Raw genomic sequence first — 24,083 nt, forward strand, 5'->3', positions numbered from 1 at the left:
TGCCCTCCTGGTGGCGGCCGTTCGATGTCCGCCGTCGCCGCGGTGGGCTCGGGGGGCGTTCCGGCATCGGCTCTGCTGGTCATCGCGTCACAGGCCCGCCGCAGCGGACTCCTTGACGGGGGCGGCGTGCGGGGCCGCCGTCTCGGGGGCGTGGAAGTTCTCGCCCTCGACGTCGAGGTGGGGCAGCATCCGGTCCAGGCGTCGTGGCAGCCACCAGGCCCGGTCGCCGAGCAGTGCCAGTACCGCGGGCACGAGGGTCATGCGCACCAGGAAGGCGTCGACGAGGACCCCGAAGGCCAGGGCGAAGGCGATCGGCATGATGTCGGCGTCACGGGAGAACAGGAAGCTGACGAACACCGAGATCATGATGAGCGCGGCGGAGGTGACCACGCGGGAGGCGTGCCGGGCTCCGCCCAGGATGGCGTTGTGGGCGTGGCCGTGGCGGTTGTAGTCCTCCCGCATCGCGGAGACCAGGAACACCTCGTAGTCCATGGCCAGTCCGAAGAGCACGGACATCACGATGATGGGCACGAAGCTGGCCACCGACCCCTGGCTGGGCACGCCCAGCAGGTCCGCCAGCCATCCCCACTGGAACACCGCGACGGTGGCTCCGAAGGCGGCGCCCACGGACAGCAGGAACCCGATGGTGGCCTTGACGGGGATGGCGATCGAACGGAACGCGATCATCAGCAGGAGCAGGGAGAGGCCGACGACGACGATCACGAAGGGCACGAGCGCGCCGCTCAGCTTGTCGGAGACGTCGATGCTGACGGCGGTCATGCCGGTGACGGCGACGTAGCTGCCGGTGGACTGGGCCACGGGCTGCATCAGGGTCCGCAGCCGGGAGACGAGGTCGCTGGTCTCCTCGGAGCGCGGCCCGGTGTCGGGGATGATCTGGATGCGTGCCGCCGTCTCGTCCTCGGCCAGGTCGGCGCCGCTGACGTCCGCGATGCCCGGCACTCCGCGCAGTTCGTCCTCGACGGCGACGGCCGTGGAGGTCACGGTGGCCGGGTCGTCGTTCTCGACGAGTACGACGAGGGGGCCGTTGGCGCCGGGGCCGAAGGCGTCGCTGATCAGGTCGTAGGCCTGGCGGCTGGAACTGCTGGTGGCGGCGGAACCCTCGTCGGTGAGGGCGAGCTTCAGCTCCATGCCGGGGACGGCCAGGGCGATGAGGGCGGCGGTGCCGAGGATCAGGTTGCGCACGGGGTGGCGCAGCACGCCCTGCGTCCAGCGCACGCCCATGCCGGGTGCCCGGCCGCCGTGTGCCGCGCGCCGACGGCCGAGGGAGGGCAGGAACCGGCGGCGCCGGGGAGTGGACCGGCGTGCCTTGGGGGCGAGCCGGTGTCCGGCCATGGCCATCAGCGCGGGCAGCAGGGTCACCGCCGTGACGACGGCCACCGCGACCGCTCCGGCGGACGCCAGGCCCATCGACGTCAGCATCGGCACACCGGCGACGGACAGACCGGCCAGGGCGATGAGGACCGTGGCCCCGGCGAAGATGACGGCGCTGCCCGCGGTGGCGGTGGCCGTGGCGATGGACTGCCGGACCGGCATGCCCGCGCCGAGCTGGGCGCGGTGCCGGGAGACGATGAACAGGGCGTAGTCGATACCGACGGCGAGGCCCAGCATGATCGCCAGGGTCGGGGCGTTGTCGGAGATGCCGAAGACGGTGGCCAGACCGGCCATCGCGGCCATCGTGCCGACGATCCCGAGTACCGCGGTGATCAGCGGCAGACCCGCCGCGAGCATCGACCCGAAGGTGATCACCAGGATGACCAGGGCGACGCCCAGCCCGATCAGCTCACTCGGCCCGACGGGCGGGTGCGAGGACTCGTACGGTTCACCGCCGTAGACGGTCCTCAGGCCCGCCTGCTCGGCCGCGGCGCCCGCGGACTTCACGCCGTCCAGGGTGGCGGCGGGCACGTCGTCCTCCTCCTTGGTGGAGAAGGTGACCCGCGCCACCGCGGTCCGTCCGTCCGCGGAGACGGTGCCGCTCTCGGACGGGTCGCTGACCTCGCTCACCCCCGGGACCCGGCCCATGGCCTCCAGACTGCTCTCCAGCGGCCCGCGCAGAGCGGCCTCGGTCACCTCGCGGCCGGGCGGCGCCCGGAACACGATCTGCGCCGACTGGACGTCCGGCTCGGGGAAGTGCCGTTCCATCCTGGTCAGGGCCGTCTGGGCCGGGGAGCCGGGAATGGAACCGCTGTCCGTGAAGGACCCGGCGAAGGAGACTCCCAGGCCGGTCACCACACCGAGGGCGAGGAGCCAGCCGATCAACATCCTTCGCCACCGGCGAGCACCCCACTCGCCCAGCCGGTACAAGAGCGTAGCCATCAATGATTCCCTCACTGCTAGGAAGCCGACCCGCCACATCCTGCTGAGCGGACTTGACGGCGGCCCCCCGGCGAACCTGAGGGTTTCTTGACGGTTCCCGCCCCGGCGCCGTCAGGTAGCCGGGGACTGCTCCTGCGCCCGCCGCAGCCGTAGCGGGAGCCGCTCGGCGAGGTACTCGATGAGCGCGCTGACCCGGCGCGGGACGTGCCCGTCCTCCTCCAGCAGGGCGTAGATGTCGGCGGGCGGTGTCGGCACCTTAGGCAGCACACGGACGAGTTCACCGCGGTCCAGATGCGGTCCGACGTGCCACTCCGAGCGCATGATGATGCCCCGGCCCTCCAGTGCCCAACCGGTCACCACGTCACCGTCGTTGCTGGAGAGGCCCCCGTGGACCCGCACATGGCGGGGCCGGTCCGCGTCCCCGAAGCGCCACAGCGCGAAGTCGCCCTCGTTCTCCCGCAGCACGATGCAGTTGTGGTCGACCAGGTCCTCGATGCTCGCCGGGGTGCCGTACTCGGCGAGGTACGACGGTGCCGCGCAGGGCACCCGCCGGTTCTCGGCGAGCCGCCGCATGCGCAGCGACGAGTCGGGCGGCATGCCCACGTGGACGGCGACGTCGAACTCACGCCGGTGGGGCCGCAGCGGGAGCGCGGAGGTCTGCATCCGCACGTGCAGCCCCGGGTGGGCCGCCGCGAACTCGCCCAGGAGCGGGGCGATGTGCGCGCGGCCGAGACCGAGCGTGGCCTCGACGACCAGGGAACCGCGCAGCCCCGCGGCCCGGTCGGTGATCGTGTCCTCCAGCTCGCGCACCTGGTCGAGGATCGCCTCCACCCGGGCCGCGTACAGCTCGCCCTCCGACGTCAGCACGAGCCGGCGGGCACCGCGCTGAACGAGCCGGACGTCGAGGCGGCGCTCCAGCGCGCTGAGGCGCTTGCTGACGACGGGCAGTGAGCAGCCGAGTTCCCGTGAGGCGGCCGTCAGGGTCTCACTCGACGCCACCACATGGAAGAACTGCAGGTCGTCCACGAGTGAACGGCCCTTGGACGCGGAGCGACCGGAACGGCGAAGGCTTTCCATGGGGGAAAACGTACCTTGCCAGTTACGGCCTTGTAACGGGTGTCACCGCTGGCCAAGGTAGGACCCATCGCGCCGTGGCCGGAATGCCTCCTCTTGAGAGTGCCGATCACCGGACGTGCGCCTCGATCACGTGGACTGGAGTGAATTCGTGCCGCAGACCTATCGCATCGCAGCGATCCCGGGCGACGGGATCGGCCGCGAGGTCGTTCCGGAGGGCCTGAGGTGTCTGCGGGCCGCCGCCGACGCCCACGGCTTCGAACTCGACGTCACCGAGTTCGACTTCGCCAGCGCCGACTACTGGCTGAAGCACGGCACGATGCTGCCCGAGGACTGGCGGGACGTCCTGGGCGGCTTCGACGCGATCTTCTTCGGCGCCGTCGGCTGGCCCGAGGTGGTCCCGGACCACGTGTCGCTCTGGGGCAGCCTGCTGCAACTGCGCCGGGGGTTCGACCAGTACGTCAACCTGCGCCCCGTCCGGCTGCTGCGCGGCGTCCGCAGCCCGTTGCGGGACCACCGGCCCGGCGACATCGACTTCTACGTCGTCCGCGAGAACACCGAGGGCGAGTACTCCAGCATCGGCGGCCGGATCTTCGAGGGCACCGAACGCGAGACGGTGATGCAGGAGACGGTCATGACCCGCACCGGCGTCGACCGCGTCCTGCGTTACGCCTTCGAACTCGCCGACAGCCGCCCCCGCAAGCACCTGACCTGGGCGACCAAGAGCAACGGGATCTCGATCTCGATGCCCTACTGGGACGAACGCGCCACCGAGATGGCCGCCCGCTACCCCGGTGTGACCGCGGACAAGGACCACATCGACATCCTGACCGCGAAGTTCGTCCTCCAGCCCGACCGGTACGACGTCGTCGTCGCCAGCAACCTCTTCGGCGACATCCTCTCCGACCTCGGCCCCGCCTGCACCGGCACGATCGGCATCGCCCCCAGCGCCAACATCAACCCCGACCGCACCCACCCCAGCCTGTTCGAACCCGTGCACGGATCGGCCCCGGACATCGCGGGCCGTGGCATCGCCAACCCGGTCGGCCAGATCTGGAGCGGCGCGATGATGCTCGACCACCTCGGTGAGCACGAGGCCGCCGCACGGGTGGTGACCGCGATCGAGGACGTGCTCGACGAGCAGCCCGACGCGGTGACCCCCGACCTCGGCGGCACCGGCAGCACACGGGAACTGGGCGGGGCGATCGCGGCCCGGATCGCGGGCGGCGGGGGAGCGGCGCGCCATGCGTCCGGAGAGCGCCATACATCCGGAGAGCGCCATGCGTCCGGAGAGGAGATCGCGACGTCATGACCCGACCCGTCTCCGATCCGATCGGCCTCGAGGTGCGCTGGGACCGGCTCGCCGCCGCCACCGACGAGGCGGCCGCCACCATGCTGCGCACGGCCTTTTCCACGATCATCCGGGAGTCGAACGACTACACCGTCGTCCTGATGGACCGCGCGGGCCGCACCATGGCCGAGTCACGGGCCGGGATACCGGCCTTCGCCGCCCTGATGAGTTCGCTGACCGAGCTGGTCCTGCGGCGGTTCCCGCCGGACGAGTGGCAGGACGGCGACAGCGTCATCACCAACGACCCGTGGATCGCCACCGGCCACCTGCCCGACATCGCCATGATCAGCCCGGTCTTCCACCAGGGGCGGCTCGTCGCGTTCACCGGCACCGTGGCGCACTCCCCGGACATCGGCGGCACACCGTCGATGAGCGCGACCGAGCTGATCTCCGAGGGCATCCTGATCCCCCCGCTGCGCCTGTTCCGGGCCGGTCGGGTCGAGCAGGGCGTCAAGGACCTCCTGCTGACGAACGTACGGCTGGCGGACCAGGTGTGGGGCGACCTGGAGGCGCAGGCCGCGGCGCACGCCGTGTGCCGCCGACGCGCCCGGGAGTTCCTCACCGACTTCGGGGAGGAGGACTTCGAGGACTTCGCGGCCCAGGTCCACGCGGTGACCGACACCGCGATGCGCACCGGTATCGGCGACCTGCCCGACGGCGTCTACCGCGCCAGCCTGGACGCGGACGGCGTCGAGGGGCACCCCACCCACATCGAGTGCGCGGTGACCGTCCGCGGTGCCGAGGTCGAGATCGACTACACCGGCAGCTCCGCCCAGGTGCCCTTCGCGACCAACTCGACGCTGAACTACACCCGCGCCTACTCCATGTACCCCCTGAAGATCCTGCTGGACCCGTCCACGCGGACCAACTGGGGCTCGTACCGGTCCATCCGGGTCACCGCGCCCGAGGGCACCATCGTTAACCCGGCGTTCCCCGCGCCCGTCCTGGCCCGGCACCTCACCGGGCACCTCCTGTCCTGCGCCATCTACCAGGCGCTGGCACCGGTGCTGCCCGACCGTGTCATCGCCGACAGCGGGGGCGCCCCCGCCCTGCGGGTCCGCTTCGCCGGGGTCGACGACGACGGCCGCCCCTTCAGCCTGATGCTCTTCGCCAACGCGGGCATGGGCGCCTCCAAGGACGAGGACGGGCTCTCCACGACCGCCTTCCCCACCAACTCGGGCGGCGGCAGCATCGAGGCCCTCGAAGCCGCGTCCCCGCTGCACTTCCTGCGCAAGGAGCTGCGGCCCGGATCGGGCGGCCGGGGCCGACGCCGCGGCGGCCTGGGCCAGGACATCGAGGTGCGCAACCCGACCAGCCGACCGGTGCACATGGTCCTGCTCGGGGACCGTGAACGGCACCCGGCGCTCGGCCTCGCGGGCGGTGACCCCGGCGCCACCGCACAGGTCGTCCTGGACTCCGGCAAGCGCGTCCCCCTGAAGTCGGTCTCGCAGCTGGCCCCCGGCTCCTCGGTGGTCATCTCCTTCGCCGGGGGCGGCGGGTTCGGCCCGGCCGAGGAACGCGAGCCCGAACTCCTGATCGCCGACGAGCTGGCGGGCTACACCGCTCCGGCGCACCGGCACGACCCGCCCACCGCCCGGACGACCGGCGCGAGCACACCGAAGGAGGCGGCCCGATGACCCGCACGGTCCGGATCGGCGTCGACGTCGGCGGAACCTTCACCGACCTGCTGCTGCACGACCCGCGCCGGGGACTGACCTGGCCCGGGAAGCTGCCCACCACCCCCCACGCCCCCAACGAGGCCATCACCGCGGGCATCGCCCGCCTGCTGGAGGAGACGTCCACCGCCCCCGGCGACGTCGCGGGCATCGTGCACGGCACCACACTGGTGACGAACACCCTGCTGGAGCGCACCGGAGCCGCCGTCGGCCTGCTCACCACCAGCGGGTTCAGCGACTCCCTCGAAATGGGCCGGGAGATCCGCTTCGACACCACCGACCTGCTCGCCCGCCCGGCCCAGCCGCTCGTGCCGCGCCAGCTGCGCCGCGGCGTCCCCGGCCGGATCACCGCGGACGGCCGCGAACTCCACCCCCTCGACGAGAGGGCCGTCCGCACGGCCGTCGACGAACTCGTGGACCAGGGCATCGAGGCACTCGCGGTCGCCCTGCTGCACTCCTACCGCAACGCCGCCCACGAGCGCCGCGTGCGGGACCTGGTCGCCCGCTCCCACCCGGACCTCCCGGTCACCCTCTCCAGCGCCGTCGCCCCCGTCATCGGCGAGTACGAGCGGGCCAGCACCGCCTGCCTGAACGCCTACGTCCAGCCCCTGATGTCGCGCTACCTCGACGACCTGCGGGACGACCTGACCACCATGGGCATCGACGCGCCCCTGCGCATCATGCTCTCCGGCGGCGGTGTCACGACCCTGGAGGACGCCAAGCGGTTCCCCGTACGGCTGCTCGAGTCGGGCCCCGCGGCCGGTGCCATCGCGGCGGCCACCGTCGCCCGGGCACTGGGGGAGCACGACGTCGTCTCCTTCGACATGGGCGGCACCACGGCGAAGATCGCCGTCGTCCAGGAGGGCAGGCCCCGGCTCAAGCACGACTTCGAGGCGGGACGCGTCGACAAGTTCAAGCCGGGCTCGGGGCTGCCGGTGCGACTGACGGTCGTCGACATGATCGAGATCGGTTCCGGAGGCGGTTCGATCGCGGCCCCCGACGCGCTCGGCCTGCTCAAGGTGGGACCGCGCAGCGCCGGTTCCGTGCCCGGCCCCGTCGCCTACGGCCGCGGCGGCGAGCGGCCCACCGTCACCGACGCCGACCTCCTGCTCGGCTACCTCGACGCGGAGAACTTCCTCGGCGGTGAGATGCGCCTGCGGACCCGCGAGGCCCACAAGGCGCTGACACGGGAGGTGGCGGGCCCCCTGGGCCTCGACACCACCGACGCCGCCGCCGGGATCGTCGAGGTGGTCACCGAGAGCATGGCCGCCGCCGCCCGTATGCACCTGTCCGAACAGGGCAAGGACCCCGCCGACTTCGCGCTGCTCGCGTTCGGTGGCGCCGGGCCCGCCCACGCCTACGGCCTGGCGAAGGCGCTGAAGATCCCACGGGTGATCGTGCCGATGCGCGCCGGGGTCATGTCCGCCTGCGGACTCCTCGCCGCCGCCCCCACGGTCGACGAGGTGCGCAGCCTGCCGTCGCCGCTCACCGGCGTCGACTGGGACCAGGTCGCCGCCCTGTACGACGACATGACGGCCCGCGCCACCGAGACGCTCCAGCCGCGGGACCCGGCGCTGGCGCATGTCCGCCGCTCGGTGGACATGCGCTACCTCGGCCAGGGCTTCGAGATCGAGGTCGACGTGCCCGAGCGGGACCTCGGCCCGGCCGGTGTCGGCCGTATCCGGGCCGCCTTCGAGTCGACGTACGGCGCGGTGTTCGGCCGCTGTCTCGACGGCGCCGCGGAGGTCGTGAACTGGCGGCTGTCGATGCGGCTGCCCGGTGACGGGACGTCGACGGTGGGCGGCCACCCGCAGGGAGGCGACGCCGGCCGCGGTGTCCGGCCGGTCCACTTCCCCGGACACGGACTGCTGGAGGCGACGGTCTGGAACCGCTACGCCCTCACCCCGGGAACCGAGCTGGCAGGCCCGGCGATCTTCGAGGAACGCGAGTCGTCCTGCTCCTTCGGCCCGGACTGCCGGATCCGGGTCACCGACGACCTGACCCTGGTGGCCGAACTCGACCGGTGAACCGGTGAGCACCCCGGAGCCGCACCACCACCCACCCGACCTCGCGCGAGCGGTCCGAGCCGTGCCGCGCGCGACGGTCCCCGACCCCCCACGCCCACACCGATAACCTATCCAGTAGCTGCCCAGTATGGTGGCGGCGCGAAGGGACGACCCTGATGACGACGACGTCGGTAGGGCAGCGCACACGTACCCGGCGCATCACGTTCCTGGTCGCTCTCGCGGTCTTCGCACAAGAGTCGACCTGGAACTTCTACGAGGCCCAAGTCCCCCCGCTGCTGCGGGAACACCTCACCAGTGCGGCCGTCGTGGGCCTGCTGATGGGCATGGACAACCTGCTGGGCATCTTCATCCAGCCGTGGATCGGCAACCGCTCCGACCGCACCCGGACCTCCTGGGGACGGCGGATGCCCTACCTGGTCGTGGGGATGCCGATCGCCGCCACGCTGTTCATCGTCATCCCGCACACCGCGGCGTCACTGCCGCTCCTGATCGCGGTGATGTTCGCCTACGCGCTCGTCGCCAACACCTTCAAACCGATCGCCGAAGCGCTCGTCCCGGACTTCATCGCGCCCGAGCGGCGCAGCCGGGCCAACGCCGTGGTCAAGATCGCGTCGAGCATCACGGCCATCGTCGCCGCGCTCATCAGCATCTTCCTGGTCGACAACCACCTGAGCCTCGCCTTCGCGATCCCCGCGATCATCATGCTGATCTCGGTCGCGGTGCTCGCGGCCACCGTCCGCGACAGCCGGTCACCGGCCTACCGGGCCGCCGTCGCCGAGACCCATGAGACACCCGGCACCGACCACCCCGCGCCACGCGTCCGGGACACCTTCGTCGAGATCGTCAAGGACTCCGACCGCAGCCGGCTCCTGCTCCTCGTGGCGATCCTCGTCTTCGGCAGCGCCTGGGCCGCGTCCCGGTCGCTGATCACGCCGTACGGGATGGAAGCCCTCGACATGTCACGGGGCGCCGCGGGCGGTCTGACCCTGCCCAGCGGGATCGCCTTCATCCTGGCGGCCTACCCGGCAGCCGTGCTCGCCGAGCGCTACGGGCGGCTCCGCGTCATGGCCGCGGGCATGTCGGTCTTCGCCGGTGCCATGGTGCTGGGCACGGTGATCCAGACGCCGACGGGCGCCGTCATCGCCCTGTGTCTCGCCGCCGCCGGGGCGACCTGCTTCCTGGTCAACGCGGTGGTCGTGCTGTGGAACCTCGCCCCCTCGGCGCGGGTCTTCGGGACCTACGCGGGCATGTACACCGTCGGCTGGGCCGGTGGTGGCTTCCTGGGCCCGGCGCTGGTGGGCGGCATGGTCGACATCAACGGCTGGTCGCTGATGCTCGTCGACATCGCCATCGTCGCCTCGCTCTCGATCGTCGTCGTCGTCCGGATCAGCACGCTCCAGCGGCGAACCACCCCGACCCTCACCAAGTAACGCCAGCACCGTCCCGTGGCCCGGCGCGAGCCCGGCACGGGCGCCGTCAGAGACGAGGAACACGTGCCACGCATCCTGATCACCACGGACTACCTGCGGCCCGGCGACAAGGTCGATCAGTATCTCCGGGCGCACGGCCACACCACGCAGCACTCACCGATGGTCGGCCGACGCGACCCCGAGCAGCTCGTGGCCGCGCTCGACGGCATGGACGCGGCGCTCGTCGCCAACGAGCCCCTGACCGCCGACGTCCTGTCCCGGGCGCCCCGGCTGCGGGCCGTCGTACGGACCGGGGTGGGCTACGACTCGGTCGACATCGCCGCCGCGGGCAAGCTCGGCATCACGGTGAGCAACCTGCCCGGGATCAACGCCAACGCCGTGGCCGAGTACACCATGGGCCTGCTGCTGGCGGCGGCACGGCGGCTGGTGCAGAGCGCGACGGGCGTCGCGGCCGGGGGCTGGCCGAGGGAGGACGGCCACGAACTGCGCGGCTCGACCCTGGGCCTGATCGGGTACGGGGCGGCGGCGCGGACCGTGGTGCCGCTGGCGCAGGCGTTCGGAATGCGGGTGCTGTGCGCGACGAGCGTGCCCGAGGACCTGCGGACTGACCCGTCCGTGCGGTTCGTCGAGCTTCCGGTGCTCCTGGAGACCTCCGACTACGTGTCGGTGCACACCGGGCTGACCGAGCGGACCCGCGGCCTCCTCGACGCCTCCGCCTTCCGGCGGATGAAACCCACGGCGGTCCTGGTCAACACGGCACGCGGGGCCATCGTCGACGAACGCGCCCTCGCCGACGCCGTACGCGGCGGCAAGATCGCCGGGGCGGCCCTCGACGTGGTGAGCGAGGAACCGCTCGCCGCCGACAGCCCGCTGCGGGACGCCGAGGGCATCGTCGTCTACTCCCACCTGGCCGGACAGACCGCCGAGGCCCGGGCCGCCACCGGCCTCGCGGGGGCGGCCGAGGTGGTGGCCGCCCTCGAGGGCCGCCCCCGGTTCGCCGTCAACGCCCACCTGCTGACCCCCGACCCCACCGCCCGGGGCGACGGCTGACACCCACCCGTACACCCCGGTACCAACAAGGAAGAGGAACATGGACAACGAACGGGCCGACCAGGTCAAGGTCCTGGCACCGACCGGCATGCTCGGAGCCGGATTCCCCGAAGCCACCATCGAGCGCGGCCTGGCACTCGGCGCCGACGTCATCTCCGTCGACGGGGGCAGCACCGACTCCGGCCCCTACTACCTCGGCGCCTCGCAGCCCAAGACCACCCGCGCGGCGGTCGCCCGTGACCTGCGGATCCTGCTCAAGGCCGCCGCCGGCGCCGGTATCCCGCTGATCGTGGGCTCCTGCGGCACCAGCGGCACCGACTCCGGCGTCGACTGGGTTGCGTCCATCGTCGCCGACATCCTGGCCGACGAAGGGCTCAGCCTGAAGGTGGCGCGCATCTACAGCGAGCAGGACACCGACACGCTCCTGGAGCGCCTGGAGGAGGGCCGCATCCACGCCCTGCCGCCGCTCGGCGAACTCCAGCCGTCGACACTGCGTGGCTGCACCCATGTCGTCGGCGCGATGGGACACGAGCCGATCGTCGCCGCGCTCGAGGAAGGCGCCCAGGTCGTGCTCGCCGGGCGCGCCACCGACACCGCCATCGCCGCCGCCTACCCCCTCATGAAGGGCATGCCGGCCGGGCCCACCTGGCACGCCGCCAAGATCATCGAGTGCGGCGGGCAGTGCACCAGCAACCCGCGCTCCGGGGGAGTGCTGGCCACCGTCGACACCGACGGCTTCACCATCGAGCCGCTCGACCCGGACGCCGCCTGCACCCCGATCCTGGTGGCCGCCCACATGCTCTACGAGACGGTGAACCCGTTCGAGATGCGCGAGCCGGACGGCACCCTGGACGTCCACGAGGCCGTCTACACCGCCCTGGACGACCGCACGGTACGGGTCGAGGGCTCCCGGTTCCATGTCGCCGACCAGCACACCATCAAGCTCGAGGGCGCCCGGATCACCGGCTACGAGACCATGTCCTTCAGCGCGATCCGGGACCCGCACATCGTCAAGCACATCGACGACTGGGCCGCACTCATGCGCACGATGATCAGTCAGCGGGTGGCGCAGACGATCGGCCTGAGCGAGGACAAGTACGCCTTCGACCTGCGCCTCTACGGCCACAACGCGATCCTCGGCCACCTCGACCCGGCGGACGGCGCGCCCCGCGAGGTCGGCGTCATGCTGCTGGTCAACGCGCCGGACCAGGCCACCGCCACCGCCGTGGCGAAGATCGCCAACCCGCTGATGCTGCACCTGCCGACACCCGACATGAACTACCTGCCGAGCCTGGCGTTCGCCACCTCACCGGCCGAGGTCGAGCGCGGCGCCGCCTACGAGTTCGTGCTCAACCACGTCGTCGACACCCGCACCCCCACCGAGATGTTCCGCACCGAGTTCGAGGAGGCCACCCACCGTGGCTGACACCGCCCCCACCACCCTGGGTGACCTGGCCCACGAGGTCCGCTCCAAGAACGCCGGGCCGTTCTGGGTCACCATGGAGCTGTTCATGCGGGACGTCGACGGCTACCGCGTCGCCGCCGACGAGACCTTCCTCAACGAGCACACCATCGCGGACCTCTACCAGGTCGACGCGGCCGACGTGCAGATGTTCCGCATCCCGTCGCTGAACGTCGTCAAGATCTCCTTCCCGCGCCCCGTCGGCCAGGCGACGCTGCGCGACCGTGACGTCCACTCCGGGCAGCACCACGTGCCGCTGGCGGTGCTGCCCGTACCCGCCACCTGACCCCCGCCGCCGGTGTCACGGACGGCCCCGGCCGTGACACCGGCACCCAGGCCCGTCACCCGCTCGTCCCGCGCAAGCACATCGAAGGAGCAGTCACTTGAGCACATCCGCCGTGCCCGCCTCCCGCCCGCGCCCCCCGGTCCGCGGACGCCGTCGTTCGGCAACGCTGACGGCCCTGCTCGCGGCCATGCTCCTGGGCGCCCTCGGCACCGCCCCCGCCGCCCCGGCCGACACCGGACTCCCGACGGCCACCACCTGCCCGGGCCACCTGGCGGAGAAGGCCAGGTGCTATTCGGGCCAGGACGCCAACGGCGCCTACTACACGATGGCCGTCCCGAGGCGGTGGAACGGCTCCCTCGTCGTCCACGCCCACGGCGGCCCCGACTTCTCCTACGACGCCTCCACCCCCACCGAGGACCTGGAACGCTGGGCCGTCATGGTCGACGAGGGATACGCCTGGGCCGCATCCTCGTACCGGCGCGGCGGATACGGCGTCCGGATGGCCGCCGCCGACACCGAGAACGTGCGCCGGCTGTTCGCCGACCGCTTCGGCCGCCCCGAACGGACCTACCTCCACGGCCAGTCGTGGGGCGGAAACGTCGCCGCCAAGGTCACCGAGACCCACGGCAGGAAGCGCGGCGCCTACGATGGGGTCCTGCTGACGAACGGCTTCCTGGCCGGAGGCTCGCGCGGCTACGACACACGCGTGGACCTGCGCATGGTCTACCAGTTCTACTGCCGCAACCTGCCCCGCCCCACCGAGCCGCAGTACCCGCTGTGGCAAGGACTGCCCGCCGACTCCAGGATGATGCCCGGCGAGGTGCACGCGCGCCTCCAGGAATGCACCGGTATCGACTCCGAGCCCGCCGAGCGGACATCGCTCCAGCAGCGCAACCTCGACGACATCGTGGCCGTCACCCGGATACCGGAACGCGCCCTGGCCACGAACATGCAGTACGCGGCCTTCCTCGTCCGCGACATCGTCTCCCACCGGCTCGGCGGCCGTCACCCGTTCGGCAACCGCGGAGTCCGGTACGACGGCTCGCACGACGACAAGGCACTCAACGCGGGCGTGGCACGCTTCTCGGCCGACCCCACCGCACGCCGTGACCTCTCCTACGACAGTGACCTCACCGGCCGCATCTCCCTGCCCGTCCTCACCCTGCACGCGATCGGCGACCCCCAGGTCTTCGTCGAGCACGAGGCCGCCTACCGCGCCAGCGTGCGGGGCGCGGGCCGGAGCGAGAACCTCGTCCAGACGTTCACGAGGGAGAGCGAGCACAGCACGCTCAGCGATGCCGAGTACGCCAACTCCCTCGCGGCGCTGGACACCTGGGCGCGCACCGGCCGCAAGCCCACCCCGCAGTCGATCGCGCGGACGTGCGGCGCGTTCGACGCCGCCCACGGCGGCGGCTGCCACTACGATCCCGCCTTCCAGCCCGCGCCGTTCGCCACCCGGGTCCGCCCCCGGCCCGGCGGACTGCACTGGCCCGCCATGTCCGCCGCCCAGGAGCGGGCGTGGAGCCGCATCGACGGCGTGGGCATCGCCCCCTGACCCACCCTCCCGTTCCGCACACGTGTTGAGGCCGACCACAGCGCAAGGCCGCAACCGCCCAGGCCCGCAACACCCCGCGGTGCCCTGGCCCCGAAACACCCGACACCGGCGACCCCGGGACGACGTTCCCCTCCCCACCTTGCATCCCGGAGCCGCACATGTCCTTCCCCGACGACGCCTTCACCCCGCGTGGAGCCGACGCAACGACCCTTCACCCGCCCGCGGTTCCCCAGCGACTGCGGGTGACGGCACGCCAGATCCGCGGCCGGTTCGTCACGGTCAACGCCGCGACCGTGGTGGCCATGGCCGGACTCAACCTCACCTTCGAAGAGGCCCTGGCCACCCCCGTCCTCGGCCGGGTCACCCTCGGCGCGCTGCTCCTCGCGCTCTACGGAGTCGTCCTGATCGGCAGCGCGGCCTGGTACGACCGGGCCTTCGCCACCCGCTGCGACCAGCAGGCCGACGCCGACAGCGGCGCCCAGGAGCAGAGATGACCCAGCACCTGGCCCGTGTCGACGGCGGCGACCTCGTCACCTCCCTGACGGCGTTCCTGCTCGTGATCGTCCTGACGTTCTTCCTCTGCCTCGTCGTCGGCTCCGGCGACGACACGGTCTCCAGCTTCCTCAGCGCCAACCGCTCCCTGTCCGCCCTGCGCAACGGGCTGGCCATGTGCGGGGACTCCATCTCCGTGATCGCGCTCCTCATACCCGTCGGCACGGTCGCCCTCAGCGGCCACGACGGGATGGTCTTCACCGCGAGCACCGTCGCCGCCCTCGCGGTGCTCCTGGTGGTCGCGGAACCGGTGCGCAACACCGGCGCGTTCACGCTCGGCGGCATCCTGGCCGGCCGCGTCGACAGTCCCCACGTACGCTGTGCCGCCACCGTCGTCACCCTGCTGGTGTGTGTGCCGCTCATCGTCGTCCAGCTCGTCGTCGCGGGTGACGCCACGGCGTACCTCCTGGGACTGACCAAACCCGGCGCCGCGCAGGTCTGCACGGCCTTCCTCGGACTGCTGATCGTCTCCTTCGCGGTGCTCGGCGGTCTGCGGGCCACCAGCGTCATCGAGGTGGTCAAGGTCCTCCTGGTCCTCGGCACGTTCGCCGCCACCGCCTACCTCGTCCTCGAACGCTTCGACTTCAGCCTCGGCGGCCTCCTCCAGGCCGCCGCCACCGGCAGCGGCCAGGCCGAGCGGTACTTCGAACCCGGCCAGCTCTACGGTGGTTCCGGCCTCGGCGCGCTGGAACGGCTCTCGGCATGCCTGACCCTCGCCCTCGGCTTCGGTGTTCTCCCGCCGCTCCTCATGCGGGTCAGCGCCTCGCGCACCGGCCCGTCCGCCCGCCGTTCGGTCCGGCACGCGGTCCTGCTCTTCGGTGGCTTCTCGGCCGTCATGGCCGTGCTCGGACTGGGGGCGGCCGCCCTCGTCGGCGGTGCGGCCATCGCGGGGGAGAGCGGCCAGGGGTACTCGGCTATCTTCCAGCTCTTCGACGCCGTGTCCGGGCAGGAGGGCCTGTTGTTCACGGCCTTCGCCTGCGCGATGTTCGTCACCGCCCTGGGATCGGTCGCCGCGCTGACGCTCGCCGCCGGGGCGTCCCTGTCCCATGACGTCTACGTCACGACGATGCGGCGCGGGCGGACGGGCCAGGAGGCGGAGGTCCGGATGACCCGCTGGATCCTGGCTGCCGTAGGCCTGCTGTGCGTGCTGCTCGCCGTGCTCCTGCACAACTGGAGCGTCATCTTCTTCGCCTCGTTCGCCGCGGCGGTCGCGGCCTCGACGATCCTGCCCGCCCTGCTCTACGCCCTGTTCTGGCGGGGCCTCACTCACCGCGGGCTGCTGTGGACCCTCTACGGGGGAGCGGTGTGCTGCCTCGTGGCGCAGCTGTGGAGCCCCACGGTCTCCGGCACCCCGGAGTCACTCCTCCCCCGGCTGGACTTCTCCCTGTCGCCCCTGGAGAACATCGCGATCGTCACCGTACCGGCGGGCTTCCTGATCGGCTGGCTGACCAGCCGCTTCGGTGGAGGGCAGCGCCCGCTCGACTACGAGCGGACCGAGCGCAGCATCCTCACCGGCAGCACGTACTGACCGCATCGAGGTCCCACGGCCCGACGCCGCCGGTCAGGGCCCGGTCGTGGTGACCGGGGAGGCCGGGTCGGGCTCTCCCTCGGGCGAGGCCGGCGCCGGGAAAGCGGGTCGGCTCACGGAAGGTGAGGGGCTGTCAGCCGGGCGCACCGGGCTGTCCGACGCGCTGTTCGTCAGGACGAACAGCGCGCAGCCGGCCACCGCGGCGAGCCCCAGCAGTGCGACGGCCGTCCGGCGGGGGAGCAACCGCCGGGAAGGGGCGGGCACGGCGGCGGGCCGCAGGTGTTCCGGGGTCAGGGTGTCGGCCCGGGCGGCGAGGGCCTCACGAAGTCGTCGCTCGGTCTCCCCGTGACGGTGGTCGGTCACTGCGGTGCCTCCAGTCGTCTGCCGAGAGCGTCCAGGGCCCGGCTGGCGGTCGATTTGACCGTCCCCCGGGAGATTCCGAGGGTGTCGGCGATCTGCGCCTCGGTGAGTTCCGACCAGTAGCGCAGGACCAGGACCTCACGCTGACGCCGGGTGAGACGGCGCAGCGCGTCGATCACTTCCTGATGGGTCTCGGCCAGGAGCACCCTGTGGTCGGCTGAGGGGACGTGCCGTTCACGTTCGGGGACGTAGGCGCGCGCCGTACGGCGTCGGCGCAGCACGGAGCGGGCCGCGTTGACCACACTGGTCCGCAGGTACGCCTCGGGGTCGTCCAGCTCCCCGAGGCGCCGGCCGTGGCGGCGCAGGAGCGCGGCGAAGGCGTCCTGCACCACGTCCTCCGCGGTGGGGAGGTCGTCCACCAGCAGCAGCGCCAGCCGCACCAGCGAGAGCCGCCGGTGGTGGTACAGCTCGCTGAGGCCGTACTCGTCCCCGGTCGGTGCCCTGCCGGGGGAGAGGGCCTTGAACAGCCCTCTCCCCTCACCCTTCTGCCCCGTCAGTGGGCGCGGAGCCCCGCCGTCGCGCGTCCGGCGCACCAGATCCAGCGCGCCGCGGAACCACGGGCGCACCGGGCCGTATGCGCTTCGCCACCAGGGGAGCGACGGTGCGGCCGTGGGGATCGTCGCTGTTCTCACAGGTCTCCTGGACTCGCCGTGCCGGTCGGCCCGCCCGGGGACTCCGGACGGACCGACCGTGCTGCCGGGCCGGGCCGGGCAGCGTGCGTGTTACATGGGGTCACCGAACGGCGCGCGGCCGTTCAGCGGGCCGGAACGCCGAAGCGCCTCACTTGTCCGGGGACGTGGGCTGCACCGGCTGCGCGGGCTTGGCGTCGTCCGGGACGTCGGTCTCGGAGGAGGGCACGTGCGGCTGTGCGGGCTTGGCGTCCCTGGGGACGTCCGTCTCCGACCCGGACACGTACGGCTTGGCGTGCTTCCCGGTGGAGGTGGACGTCACGGGAGCGGCCTCGCGCGTCTCCTGGGCGTCGGCGGGAGCGTCCGCCCCGGCGGAGTCGGCGTGCGCCGTGAAGGCGCCGCCGAGGGCCAGCGCGGCGCCCACGACCGTGACGCCCAGCGCGGCGCGGACCCGGCCCGGGCGGGAGCCGCGGACGGCGGCGTGACGTACTGACATGTTCGGTCCTCGAATCGTCGGTTTCTGCTTACGGGGAAGGGCCGCGTCGTCATGGATGGCTTGCCATGCGCGGGCCTGCTGCTGGAGGCGCCTCCACCCCGACAGACGTCCCAAGGCCCCCGGGGTTGCGGGTCGCCCGGGCCGGATACGAGGGTACGCAAGTGATCTGGGTCACCCCACGGTCAGGGAGCCGACGTCACCCCTGAGTGACCCTTTCGGCGACCGCGCGCACATGCCGCGCGGCGAGCGCGACGGCCCGCGCGAACCCCTGATCGGCCCTGGACCTCTCGGCGATCGCGTCGGCCAGGGCGACGACCTCGTCGCCGCCCGGCAGAAGCAGCAGTTCCGTCCCCGCCTCGATGCTCGCGAAGACGGTGCCGAGGAGGCTGCGGCCGTGTGTGGTGCTCGGTGCGTCGAGGTCGTCGCTGACGATCAGACCGCTGAACCCGAGCGGTCCGCGCAGCAGCTCCACCACGGCCTTCGACGTCGACGCGGGCTCGTGGGGGTCCAGCTCCTCGACCACCGCGGGGCCGAGCATGATGGCTCCCACCCCGGCGTCGACGGCCCGCCGGAAGGGGACGAGGTCGTCCGCGCCGCTCTCCTCGCCCGCCAGCACGGTGTCCTCCAGGGCGGGATCGAGGTCGAGCCGCGGGAAGCCGGGGAAGTGCTTGCCGACGGCCACGACGCCCCCGTCCTGCACACCGAGGACGACGGCGGCGGCGATCCTGCCCACCTCCTCGGGCGCCAGCGCGAGCGTACGGCCCTCCAGCCAGGGGTTGGGCCCGCGCAGGACGTCGAGGACGGGCGCGAGGAACATGTTCACCCCGACACCCGCCGCCGCTGCAGCCACCGCCTTGGAGGCGGCACGGATCTCGTCGTCGGAGAGCCGGGCCAGCAGCCCGGTCTCGGGGTACGGGGGGACGAGTCCGTGCAGCCGCTGGATCCCCCACGGCTCCTGGTCGACCGCCACCAGCACGGGCGCCCCGGCCAGACCCTGGACCTCGCTGACGAACCGGCCGAAGTCCGCGGCCGTCTCCGTGGCCCGACGCTGCGGGCTCATACCGCGCGCCACGTACTCCTCACGGCTCTCGCCGGGCAACACGGCGACGGTCCCCCGCTCCAGGAGCGTGCGGAGCCACGGGCTCACGGTCAACTCACCCGAAACCGGCAGGAGCACCGCATGGGCATCCCGTGCGTGCTGGTCCATGGCACCTTCCTCCACCTTTGGTGATACGAATAACCATGGACGGTCGCACACCTTGCCCGGGCCGTCAACATCAGCGGTGCCGGTCGTGGACGGGGCCGTCGCGGTCGGACAGGCGGGCTCCGCCGCCGCCGTGCCGGGTGGCGATGATCTCGGCGGCGATGGAGACGGCCGTCTCCGCGACGGAGTGTCCGCCGAGGTCGAGCCCCACGGGGGAGGACAGCCGCGCCAGGGCGAGCGGGGTGACACCGGCCTGGCGCAGGGCCTCGGTACGGCGTCGATGCGTGCGGCGTGAACCCAGTGCGCCCACGTACTCGACGTCCAGGCCCAGCGCGGTCTCCAGCAGGGGGATGTCGAACTTCGGGTCGTGGCTGAAGGAGACGACCACCGAGCGGGCGTCCACCCGCCCGGCCGCGGCCTCTTCCGCCAGGTACTCGTCGGGCCGGGCCACGACGACCTCGTCGGCGTCCGGGAAGCGTTCGGCCGTGGTGAAGACCGCACGGGCGTCGCACACGGTCACCCGGTAGCCCAGCGTCCGGCCGACCGAGGTGAGGGCCGAGGCGAAGTCACCGGCGCCGAACAGCAGCATCCGCGGCGGCGGTGTCAGGGAGCGCACGAAGACGCGGACGCCCTCGGCGTCGTAGCTCAGCAGCGCGCTGTCACCGCGGCGCAGCAGGTCCCGTGCGTCGGCCAGGAGATCCGGTGGGGTGTGCCGCGGGTGCGGGCCGCCGGAGTGGCCGTCGGCACGCAGGACCGCATGCGTGCCGACGGCCTCCGGACGCGGATGCTCCAGCACGGTGAGGACCGCCGTGGCGACGCCGGCCCGTACCGACTCCCTCACCTCGGCAAGCTCGGGGAAGGCGCGCGCGTCGACGGGCTCGACGAAGACCTCGAGGGTGCCGCCACAGGTGAGGCCGGCCGCGAAGGCGTCGTCGTCGCTGATGCCGTAGGACGCCTGCTGGCGGGTTCCGCGCAGGACGGCCTCACGGGCCCGCTCCAGCACATCGCCCTCGACGCAGCCGCCGGACACGGAGCCCACCACGCGGCCCTGGGGCGTGAGCACCATCGACGATCCCGCCGGGCGCGGCGCGGAGCCGAAGGTGCGCACCACGGTCGCCAGGCCGCAGGTCTCGCCGGACGACCACGCCTCGAACAGGGCGTCCCAGACATCGTCGTCGGCGGTCACAGCAGCTTGTCCTGGGTGAGGGGCAGATCGCGCACGCGCATGCCGGTGGCGTGGAAGACGGCGTTGGCGATGGCGGCGGTGACCCCGGTCATGGGGGTCTCGCCGAAGCCGCGGGCGCCCAGCGCGTCGCTGGCCGGGTCGGGTTCGTCGATGAACTGCACCTGGATGTCGGGGACGTCGGCGTTGACCGGCACCAGGTAGCCGGAGAGGTTCGGGTTGAGGATTCTCGCCGTGGCGGGGTCGACGAGGGTGTGCTCGAAGAGGGTGAAGCCGATGCCCCAGATCACCCCGCCCAGGACCTGGCTGCGGGCCGTCTTGCGGTTGAGGACCGTGCCCGGGTCGTAGCAGCCCGCCACCCGGGTCACCCGCACCCGGCCGAGCAGCGGGTCGACGCGGACCTCCACGAAGACGGCGCCGACCGAGTACCCGAGCGGGGTGTTCACGGGCTCGACCTCGAAGGTCAGAGGCTTTCCGCCGTGGCCGACCACCGAGCGGTAGCTCACCCGGGCCCGCGGGTCGGCGGTGTCGAAGAGAAGGCCATTGGCGGTGTCCACGCGCTCGGCGGGAACGCCGCGCAGCGGGGACCCCGGCTGGGCCACGGCCATGCCGATGACGGCCTCGCGGGCGGCCGTGCACACGCGGGTGACGGCGCTGCCGACGCCGGGTGCGGTGGTGGAGGCGCCGGAGGCGTAGCTGAGCGGGAAGGCGCTGTCGCCGAGTTCGAAGGTCACGTCGGAGACGGGTACGCCGAGCACCTCACCGGCGATCTGCGTCATGATCGTGTACGTACCGGTGCCGTTGTCCTGGGTGCCGACCTGGATGCGCACCTTGCCGTCGGTACCGAGTGTCATCCGGGCGCCCGCGCCGGGCCTGCCGCCCGCGGTGTGCGCGGAGGTCGCCATGCCCCAGCCGACGAGTTCGGCGCCGTCGCGCATCGAGCGGGGCCGCGGATCGCGCCGCGACCAGCCGAACATCGACGCGGCGCGGTCGTAGCACTCACGCAGGTGGTTGCTGCCCCACTCCTCGCCGTTCTCCATGTTCCGCGCGCTCCAGTTGCGCTTGCGCAGCTCCACCGGGTCCATGCGCAGGGCGTAGGCCAGTTCGTCGAGGGCCGCCTCCTGGGCGTGGCTGGTGCAGGCTTCCGGGGAGCGAGTGAAGCTCTGGGTCGGCAGGTCCAGGCGTACGGCGCGCTGTTCGTTGGACAGGTGGGGGATGTCGTACAGCATGCGGATCGGTTCGCTGCTGTTGAACAGTGCCACGTCGTTACGGGTGACCTGCTGGGTGATGACATGGTGCAGGCCGGTGACACGGCCGTCGCGACGGGCGCCCAGCTCGATCGTCTGGTGCGTCTGGGCGCGGTGGCCGTTGGAGGTGTACATGTGCGCGCGGGACAGCACGAGCTTGACCGGGCGGCCCAGGGCACGGGCGGCGGCGCAGGTCAGTACCGTGTGCGGCCAGACGGGGCCCTTGCTGCCGAAGCCGCCGCCCAGGAAGCGGGAGATGATCCGGACGTCGGCGAGCGGAACACCCAGCGCCTGGCTGACGACCTGCCGGGTGTTGTCCACCCCCTGGGTCGTCTCGTACACCGTCACCTTCGGGCCCTCCCACACGGCGGTGGTCGCATGGGGCTCGATCGGGTTGTGGTGGTGCATGGGAATGGTGAACTCGGCCCTGATCCGGACGTCCGCCTGGTCCAGCCCGGCCGCCGCGTCGCCGCGCGTGAAGGTGTTGGGGCCGTCCGGTCCGGTCGGCGGACGGATCACCTCGCCCGTGGCCAGTTCGCCCTCGGGCGTACCCGACTCCTCGTAGTCGACCTCGACCAGTTCCGCCGCCCGCTGTGCCTGTTCCAGGGTCCGCGCGACCACGAAGGCGACGGGCTGGCCCGCGTGGTGGATCTCGGGGGTCTGGAGGGGAACGAACGACTTGAGGAACACCCGGAGAGTGGGCTGCGCCAGCCGCGGCATGGTCTCGTGGGTGTAGACGGCGATCACACCGCGTACCGCTTCGGCGGCCCGGGTGTCGATCCGGGTGATCCGGCCGCGGGAGACGGTGCTCATCGCCATGACCGCGTGGGCCAGCCGGGGCAGTCCCACGTCCGCGGTGTACTCGGCTCCGCCCGTCACCTTCAGCCGGGACTCGACGCGGGACAGCGGGCGGCCGACGACGTCGGTACTCATCGGGAACCTCCGGTGAAACGGCCGAGCACGTCCTGGAGCGCGCGCTGCACCAGCTCGACCTTGAACTCGTTGTCCTCTCGCGGCCGGGCGTCCCGGACCAGGAGGCGTCCGGCCGCCGCGATGTTCCGCTCGGTCAGTGCCTCGCCCCGCAGGGCGGCTTCGGCCTCGGCGGAGCGCCAGGGGCGGGTGGCGACACCGCCGAAGGCGAGCCGGGCCTCCTCGACGGTCCGGCCCCGCGTCCGCAGTACGGCGGCGACGGACACGACCGCGAACTCGAAGGTGGCCCGGTCGCGCACCTTCAGATAGCGCTGGCGGGTACCCGGAACCGGCAACGGCACCTCGACCGCGGTGATCAACTCGCCGTGCCGGAGCGCGTTCTCGAGGTGCGGGGTGTCCTCGGGCGCACGGTAGAAGTCGGCCATGGCGATGGTCCGCGCGCCGTCCGGGCCGAGCGTGCGCACCGTGGCGTCCAGGGCGCGCAGGGCGACCGCGAGGTCGGACGGGTGAACGGCGATGCAGTGGTCGCTGCCGCCGAGGATCGCGTGCCAGCGGTTACGTCCCTCCAGCGCGGCACAACCGCTGCCCGGCTCGCGCTTGTTGCAGGGGAAGTCCTCGCCGCGGAAGTACCAGCAGCGGGTGCGCTGGAGCAGGTTGCCCCCGATCGAGGCCATGTTGCGGACCTGCGGGGAGGCTCCGGCGAGCAGGGCCTGGGACAGCACCGGCAGCCGCTTGCGGACCACCGGATGCAGGGCCACGTCCGCCATCCTGGCCAGGGCGCCGATGCGCAGCACGCCCGCCGACTCCTCGATGCCGCGCAGCGGCAGACGGTTGATGTCGACGACCAGGCCGTGGTCCTCCGCGCCGTCCTTCATCAGGTTCAGCAGGTCCGTGCCTCCGGCGACGAACGTGGCGTCGGCGCTGCCGGCGACGAGCTGTACGGCCTCGGCGGGCCGCTGGGCACGTGCGTACGCGAAGTCCCTCATCGCCGCCCCGCCTTCGCCGCGTCGGCCACCGCGTCGACGATGTTCGGGTAGCAGCTGCACCGGCACAGATTGCCGCTCATCCACTCCCGGATCTCGTCCTCGGACCCGGCGTGGCCCTCCTCGATGCACGCCACCGCGGACATGATCTGACCCGGTGTGCAGATGCCGCACTGGAAGGCGTCCCGCCGGACGAACGCCTCCTGCACCGGGTGGAGTCGGTCCCCCCGGGCGAGTCCTTCGATGGTGGTGACGGAGTGGCCTTCCTCCATCATGGCCAGGGTCAGGCACGACTTGGTGCGCCGACCGTCGACGAGCACCGTGCAGGCCCCGCACTCGCCCCGGTCGCAGCCCTTCTTGGTGCCGGTGAGCCCGGCGTGCTCGCGCAGGGCGTCGAGCAGCGTGACCCGGGCCTCGACCCCGGGCAGCCGGTGTTCGGTGCCGTTGACCGTGAGTGTGAGATCCCCGGCCGTTCTGGGCCGGGCCGCTTGCGGCGCCTCCGGCAGCGCCGTGGCCGCTTCGGTTCCGGAGAGGGGAACCACGACCGCGGCGGCTGCGACCCCTCCTGACTTCAGTACGCTGCGCCTGCTGTGTTGGGACATGGATGAGTGACTCCTTGCCATCCCGGATCGGCGAGATACGACCGAGCGTGACCCGGCGGGAACG

The 24,083-nt window shown here is 72.2% G+C and carries 20 protein-coding genes; 10 read left to right on the forward strand and 10 right to left on the reverse strand.

The annotated features are described in order from the left end of the window. Positions 1-87: 87 nt before the first annotated feature. Together KBY47_RS27200 and KBY47_RS27205 are read right to left on the reverse strand one after the other, a co-directional pair. Positions 88-2,334 (reverse strand): MMPL family transporter, encoded by a 2,247-nt coding sequence (locus KBY47_RS27200; protein ID WP_247695312.1) that lies wholly within the window; start codon positions 2,332-2,334, stop codon positions 88-90. Positions 2,335-2,445: 111 nt separating this feature from the next. Continuing rightward, complete coding sequence (locus tag KBY47_RS27205) at positions 2,446-3,360, reverse strand: LysR family transcriptional regulator (RefSeq protein ID WP_308405305.1); 915 nt, start codon at positions 3,358-3,360, stop codon at positions 2,446-2,448. Positions 3,361-3,559: 199 nt separating this feature from the next. Here KBY47_RS27205 and KBY47_RS27210 point away from each other — a divergent pair, with 199 nt between their 5' ends. The 10 genes from KBY47_RS27210 to KBY47_RS27255 all read left to right on the forward strand — a co-directional run bounded on the left by KBY47_RS27210 (position 3,560) and on the right by KBY47_RS27255 (position 16,325). Further along, positions 3,560-4,720: a tartrate dehydrogenase gene (locus tag KBY47_RS27210; RefSeq protein ID WP_210925419.1), complete on the forward strand. Its 1,161-nt coding sequence runs from the start codon at positions 3,560-3,562 to the stop codon at positions 4,718-4,720. Beyond that, positions 4,717-6,396, forward strand: a complete 1,680-nt coding sequence (locus KBY47_RS27215; RefSeq protein ID WP_210925421.1) for a hydantoinase B/oxoprolinase family protein — start codon at positions 4,717-4,719, stop codon at positions 6,394-6,396. Before KBY47_RS27210 ends, KBY47_RS27215 begins: the two co-directional genes overlap by 4 nt. Then, positions 6,393-8,462 (forward strand): hydantoinase/oxoprolinase family protein, encoded by a 2,070-nt coding sequence (locus KBY47_RS27220; RefSeq protein ID WP_210925423.1) that lies wholly within the window; start codon positions 6,393-6,395, stop codon positions 8,460-8,462. Before KBY47_RS27215 ends, KBY47_RS27220 begins: the two co-directional genes overlap by 4 nt. A gap of 155 nt (positions 8,463-8,617) precedes the next feature. Further along, positions 8,618-9,892 (forward strand): MFS transporter, encoded by a 1,275-nt coding sequence (locus KBY47_RS27225; protein WP_210925425.1) that lies wholly within the window; start codon positions 8,618-8,620, stop codon positions 9,890-9,892. Between the two features lie 63 nt (positions 9,893-9,955). Beyond that, positions 9,956-10,942: a phosphoglycerate dehydrogenase gene (locus KBY47_RS27230; RefSeq protein ID WP_210925427.1), complete on the forward strand. Its 987-nt coding sequence runs from the start codon at positions 9,956-9,958 to the stop codon at positions 10,940-10,942. A gap of 40 nt (positions 10,943-10,982) precedes the next feature. After that, a complete protein-coding gene (locus KBY47_RS27235; protein ID WP_210925430.1) occupies positions 10,983-12,368 on the forward strand; it encodes an acyclic terpene utilization AtuA family protein in 1,386 nt (461 codons plus the stop codon). Continuing rightward, positions 12,361-12,690, forward strand: coding sequence for a DUF4387 domain-containing protein (locus tag KBY47_RS27240; RefSeq protein ID WP_210925432.1), 330 nt, complete (start codon positions 12,361-12,363; stop codon positions 12,688-12,690). Before KBY47_RS27235 ends, KBY47_RS27240 begins: the two co-directional genes overlap by 8 nt. Positions 12,691-12,787: 97 nt before the next feature. Continuing rightward, positions 12,788-14,245, forward strand: a complete 1,458-nt coding sequence (locus KBY47_RS27245; protein ID WP_210925434.1) for a hypothetical protein — start codon at positions 12,788-12,790, stop codon at positions 14,243-14,245. A gap of 158 nt (positions 14,246-14,403) precedes the next feature. Continuing rightward, positions 14,404-14,739, forward strand: coding sequence for a hypothetical protein (locus tag KBY47_RS27250; protein ID WP_210925440.1), 336 nt, complete (start codon positions 14,404-14,406; stop codon positions 14,737-14,739). After that, on the forward strand, positions 14,736-16,325 hold the full coding sequence (locus KBY47_RS27255; RefSeq protein ID WP_210925442.1) for a cation acetate symporter: 1,590 nt from the start codon (positions 14,736-14,738) through the stop codon (positions 16,323-16,325). Before KBY47_RS27250 ends, KBY47_RS27255 begins: the two co-directional genes overlap by 4 nt. Positions 16,326-16,358: 33 nt before the next feature. Here KBY47_RS27255 and KBY47_RS27260 read toward each other — a convergent pair whose 3' ends face one another. The 8 genes from KBY47_RS27260 to KBY47_RS27295 all read right to left on the reverse strand — a co-directional run bounded on the left by KBY47_RS27260 (position 16,359) and on the right by KBY47_RS27295 (position 24,019). Beyond that, a complete protein-coding gene (locus tag KBY47_RS27260; protein ID WP_210925444.1) occupies positions 16,359-16,688 on the reverse strand; it encodes a hypothetical protein in 330 nt (109 codons plus the stop codon). Next, positions 16,685-17,377 (reverse strand): sigma-70 family RNA polymerase sigma factor, encoded by a 693-nt coding sequence (locus KBY47_RS27265; RefSeq protein ID WP_210925445.1) that lies wholly within the window; start codon positions 17,375-17,377, stop codon positions 16,685-16,687. Before KBY47_RS27265 ends, KBY47_RS27260 begins: the two co-directional genes overlap by 4 nt. Before the next feature lie 148 nt (positions 17,378-17,525). Further along, positions 17,526-17,870, reverse strand: coding sequence for a hypothetical protein (locus KBY47_RS27270; RefSeq protein ID WP_210925447.1), 345 nt, complete (start codon positions 17,868-17,870; stop codon positions 17,526-17,528). A 196-nt stretch (positions 17,871-18,066) separates the two neighbouring features. Continuing rightward, a complete protein-coding gene (locus KBY47_RS27275) occupies positions 18,067-19,017 on the reverse strand; it encodes a glycoside hydrolase family 3 protein (RefSeq protein ID WP_210925449.1) in 951 nt (316 codons plus the stop codon). Positions 19,018-19,147: 130 nt separating this feature from the next. Then, the gene (locus tag KBY47_RS27280; RefSeq protein WP_210925452.1) at positions 19,148-20,260 is read right to left on the reverse strand and encodes an XdhC family protein; all 1,113 of its coding nucleotides are present in this window, start codon (positions 20,258-20,260) and stop codon (positions 19,148-19,150) included. Next, the gene (locus KBY47_RS27285; protein ID WP_210925454.1) at positions 20,257-22,437 is read right to left on the reverse strand and encodes a xanthine dehydrogenase family protein molybdopterin-binding subunit; all 2,181 of its coding nucleotides are present in this window, start codon (positions 22,435-22,437) and stop codon (positions 20,257-20,259) included. Before KBY47_RS27285 ends, KBY47_RS27280 begins: the two co-directional genes overlap by 4 nt. Next, positions 22,434-23,420 (reverse strand): xanthine dehydrogenase family protein subunit M, encoded by a 987-nt coding sequence (locus KBY47_RS27290; protein ID WP_210925456.1) that lies wholly within the window; start codon positions 23,418-23,420, stop codon positions 22,434-22,436. The genes KBY47_RS27285 and KBY47_RS27290 overlap by 4 nt, the downstream gene beginning before the upstream one ends. Beyond that, complete coding sequence (locus KBY47_RS27295; RefSeq protein WP_210925458.1) at positions 23,417-24,019, reverse strand: (2Fe-2S)-binding protein; 603 nt, start codon at positions 24,017-24,019, stop codon at positions 23,417-23,419. Before KBY47_RS27295 ends, KBY47_RS27290 begins: the two co-directional genes overlap by 4 nt. Positions 24,020-24,083 lie beyond the last annotated feature (64 nt).

Source organism: Streptomyces sp. B93, from assembly GCF_018070565.1.
GTDB lineage: Bacteria > Actinomycetota > Actinomycetes > Streptomycetales > Streptomycetaceae > Streptomyces.

Excerpts from the sequence above, each read along its gene's own strand:
- KBY47_RS27270 (WP_210925447.1), bottom strand. The coding sequence starts at position 17,870 with ATGTCAGTACGTCACGCCGCCGTCCGCGGCTCCCGCCCGGGCCGGGTC.
- KBY47_RS27255 (WP_210925442.1), top strand. The coding sequence starts at position 14,736 with ATGACCCAGCACCTGGCCCGTGTCGACGGCGGCGACCTCGTCACCTCC.
- KBY47_RS27285 (WP_210925454.1), bottom strand. The coding sequence starts at position 22,437 with ATGAGTACCGACGTCGTCGGCCGCCCGCTGTCCCGCGTCGAGTCCCGG.
- KBY47_RS27215 (WP_210925421.1), top strand. The coding sequence starts at position 4,717 with ATGACCCGACCCGTCTCCGATCCGATCGGCCTCGAGGTGCGCTGGGAC.
- KBY47_RS27220 (WP_210925423.1), top strand. The coding sequence starts at position 6,393 with ATGACCCGCACGGTCCGGATCGGCGTCGACGTCGGCGGAACCTTCACC.
- KBY47_RS27295 (WP_210925458.1), bottom strand. The coding sequence starts at position 24,019 with ATGTCCCAACACAGCAGGCGCAGCGTACTGAAGTCAGGAGGGGTCGCA.
- KBY47_RS27235 (WP_210925430.1), top strand. The coding sequence starts at position 10,983 with ATGGACAACGAACGGGCCGACCAGGTCAAGGTCCTGGCACCGACCGGC.
- KBY47_RS27225 (WP_210925425.1), top strand. The coding sequence starts at position 8,618 with ATGACGACGACGTCGGTAGGGCAGCGCACACGTACCCGGCGCATCACG.
- KBY47_RS27250 (WP_210925440.1), top strand. The coding sequence starts at position 14,404 with ATGTCCTTCCCCGACGACGCCTTCACCCCGCGTGGAGCCGACGCAACG.
- KBY47_RS27200 (WP_247695312.1), bottom strand. The coding sequence starts at position 2,334 with ATGGCTACGCTCTTGTACCGGCTGGGCGAGTGGGGTGCTCGCCGGTGG.
- KBY47_RS27290 (WP_210925456.1), bottom strand. The coding sequence starts at position 23,420 with ATGAGGGACTTCGCGTACGCACGTGCCCAGCGGCCCGCCGAGGCCGTA.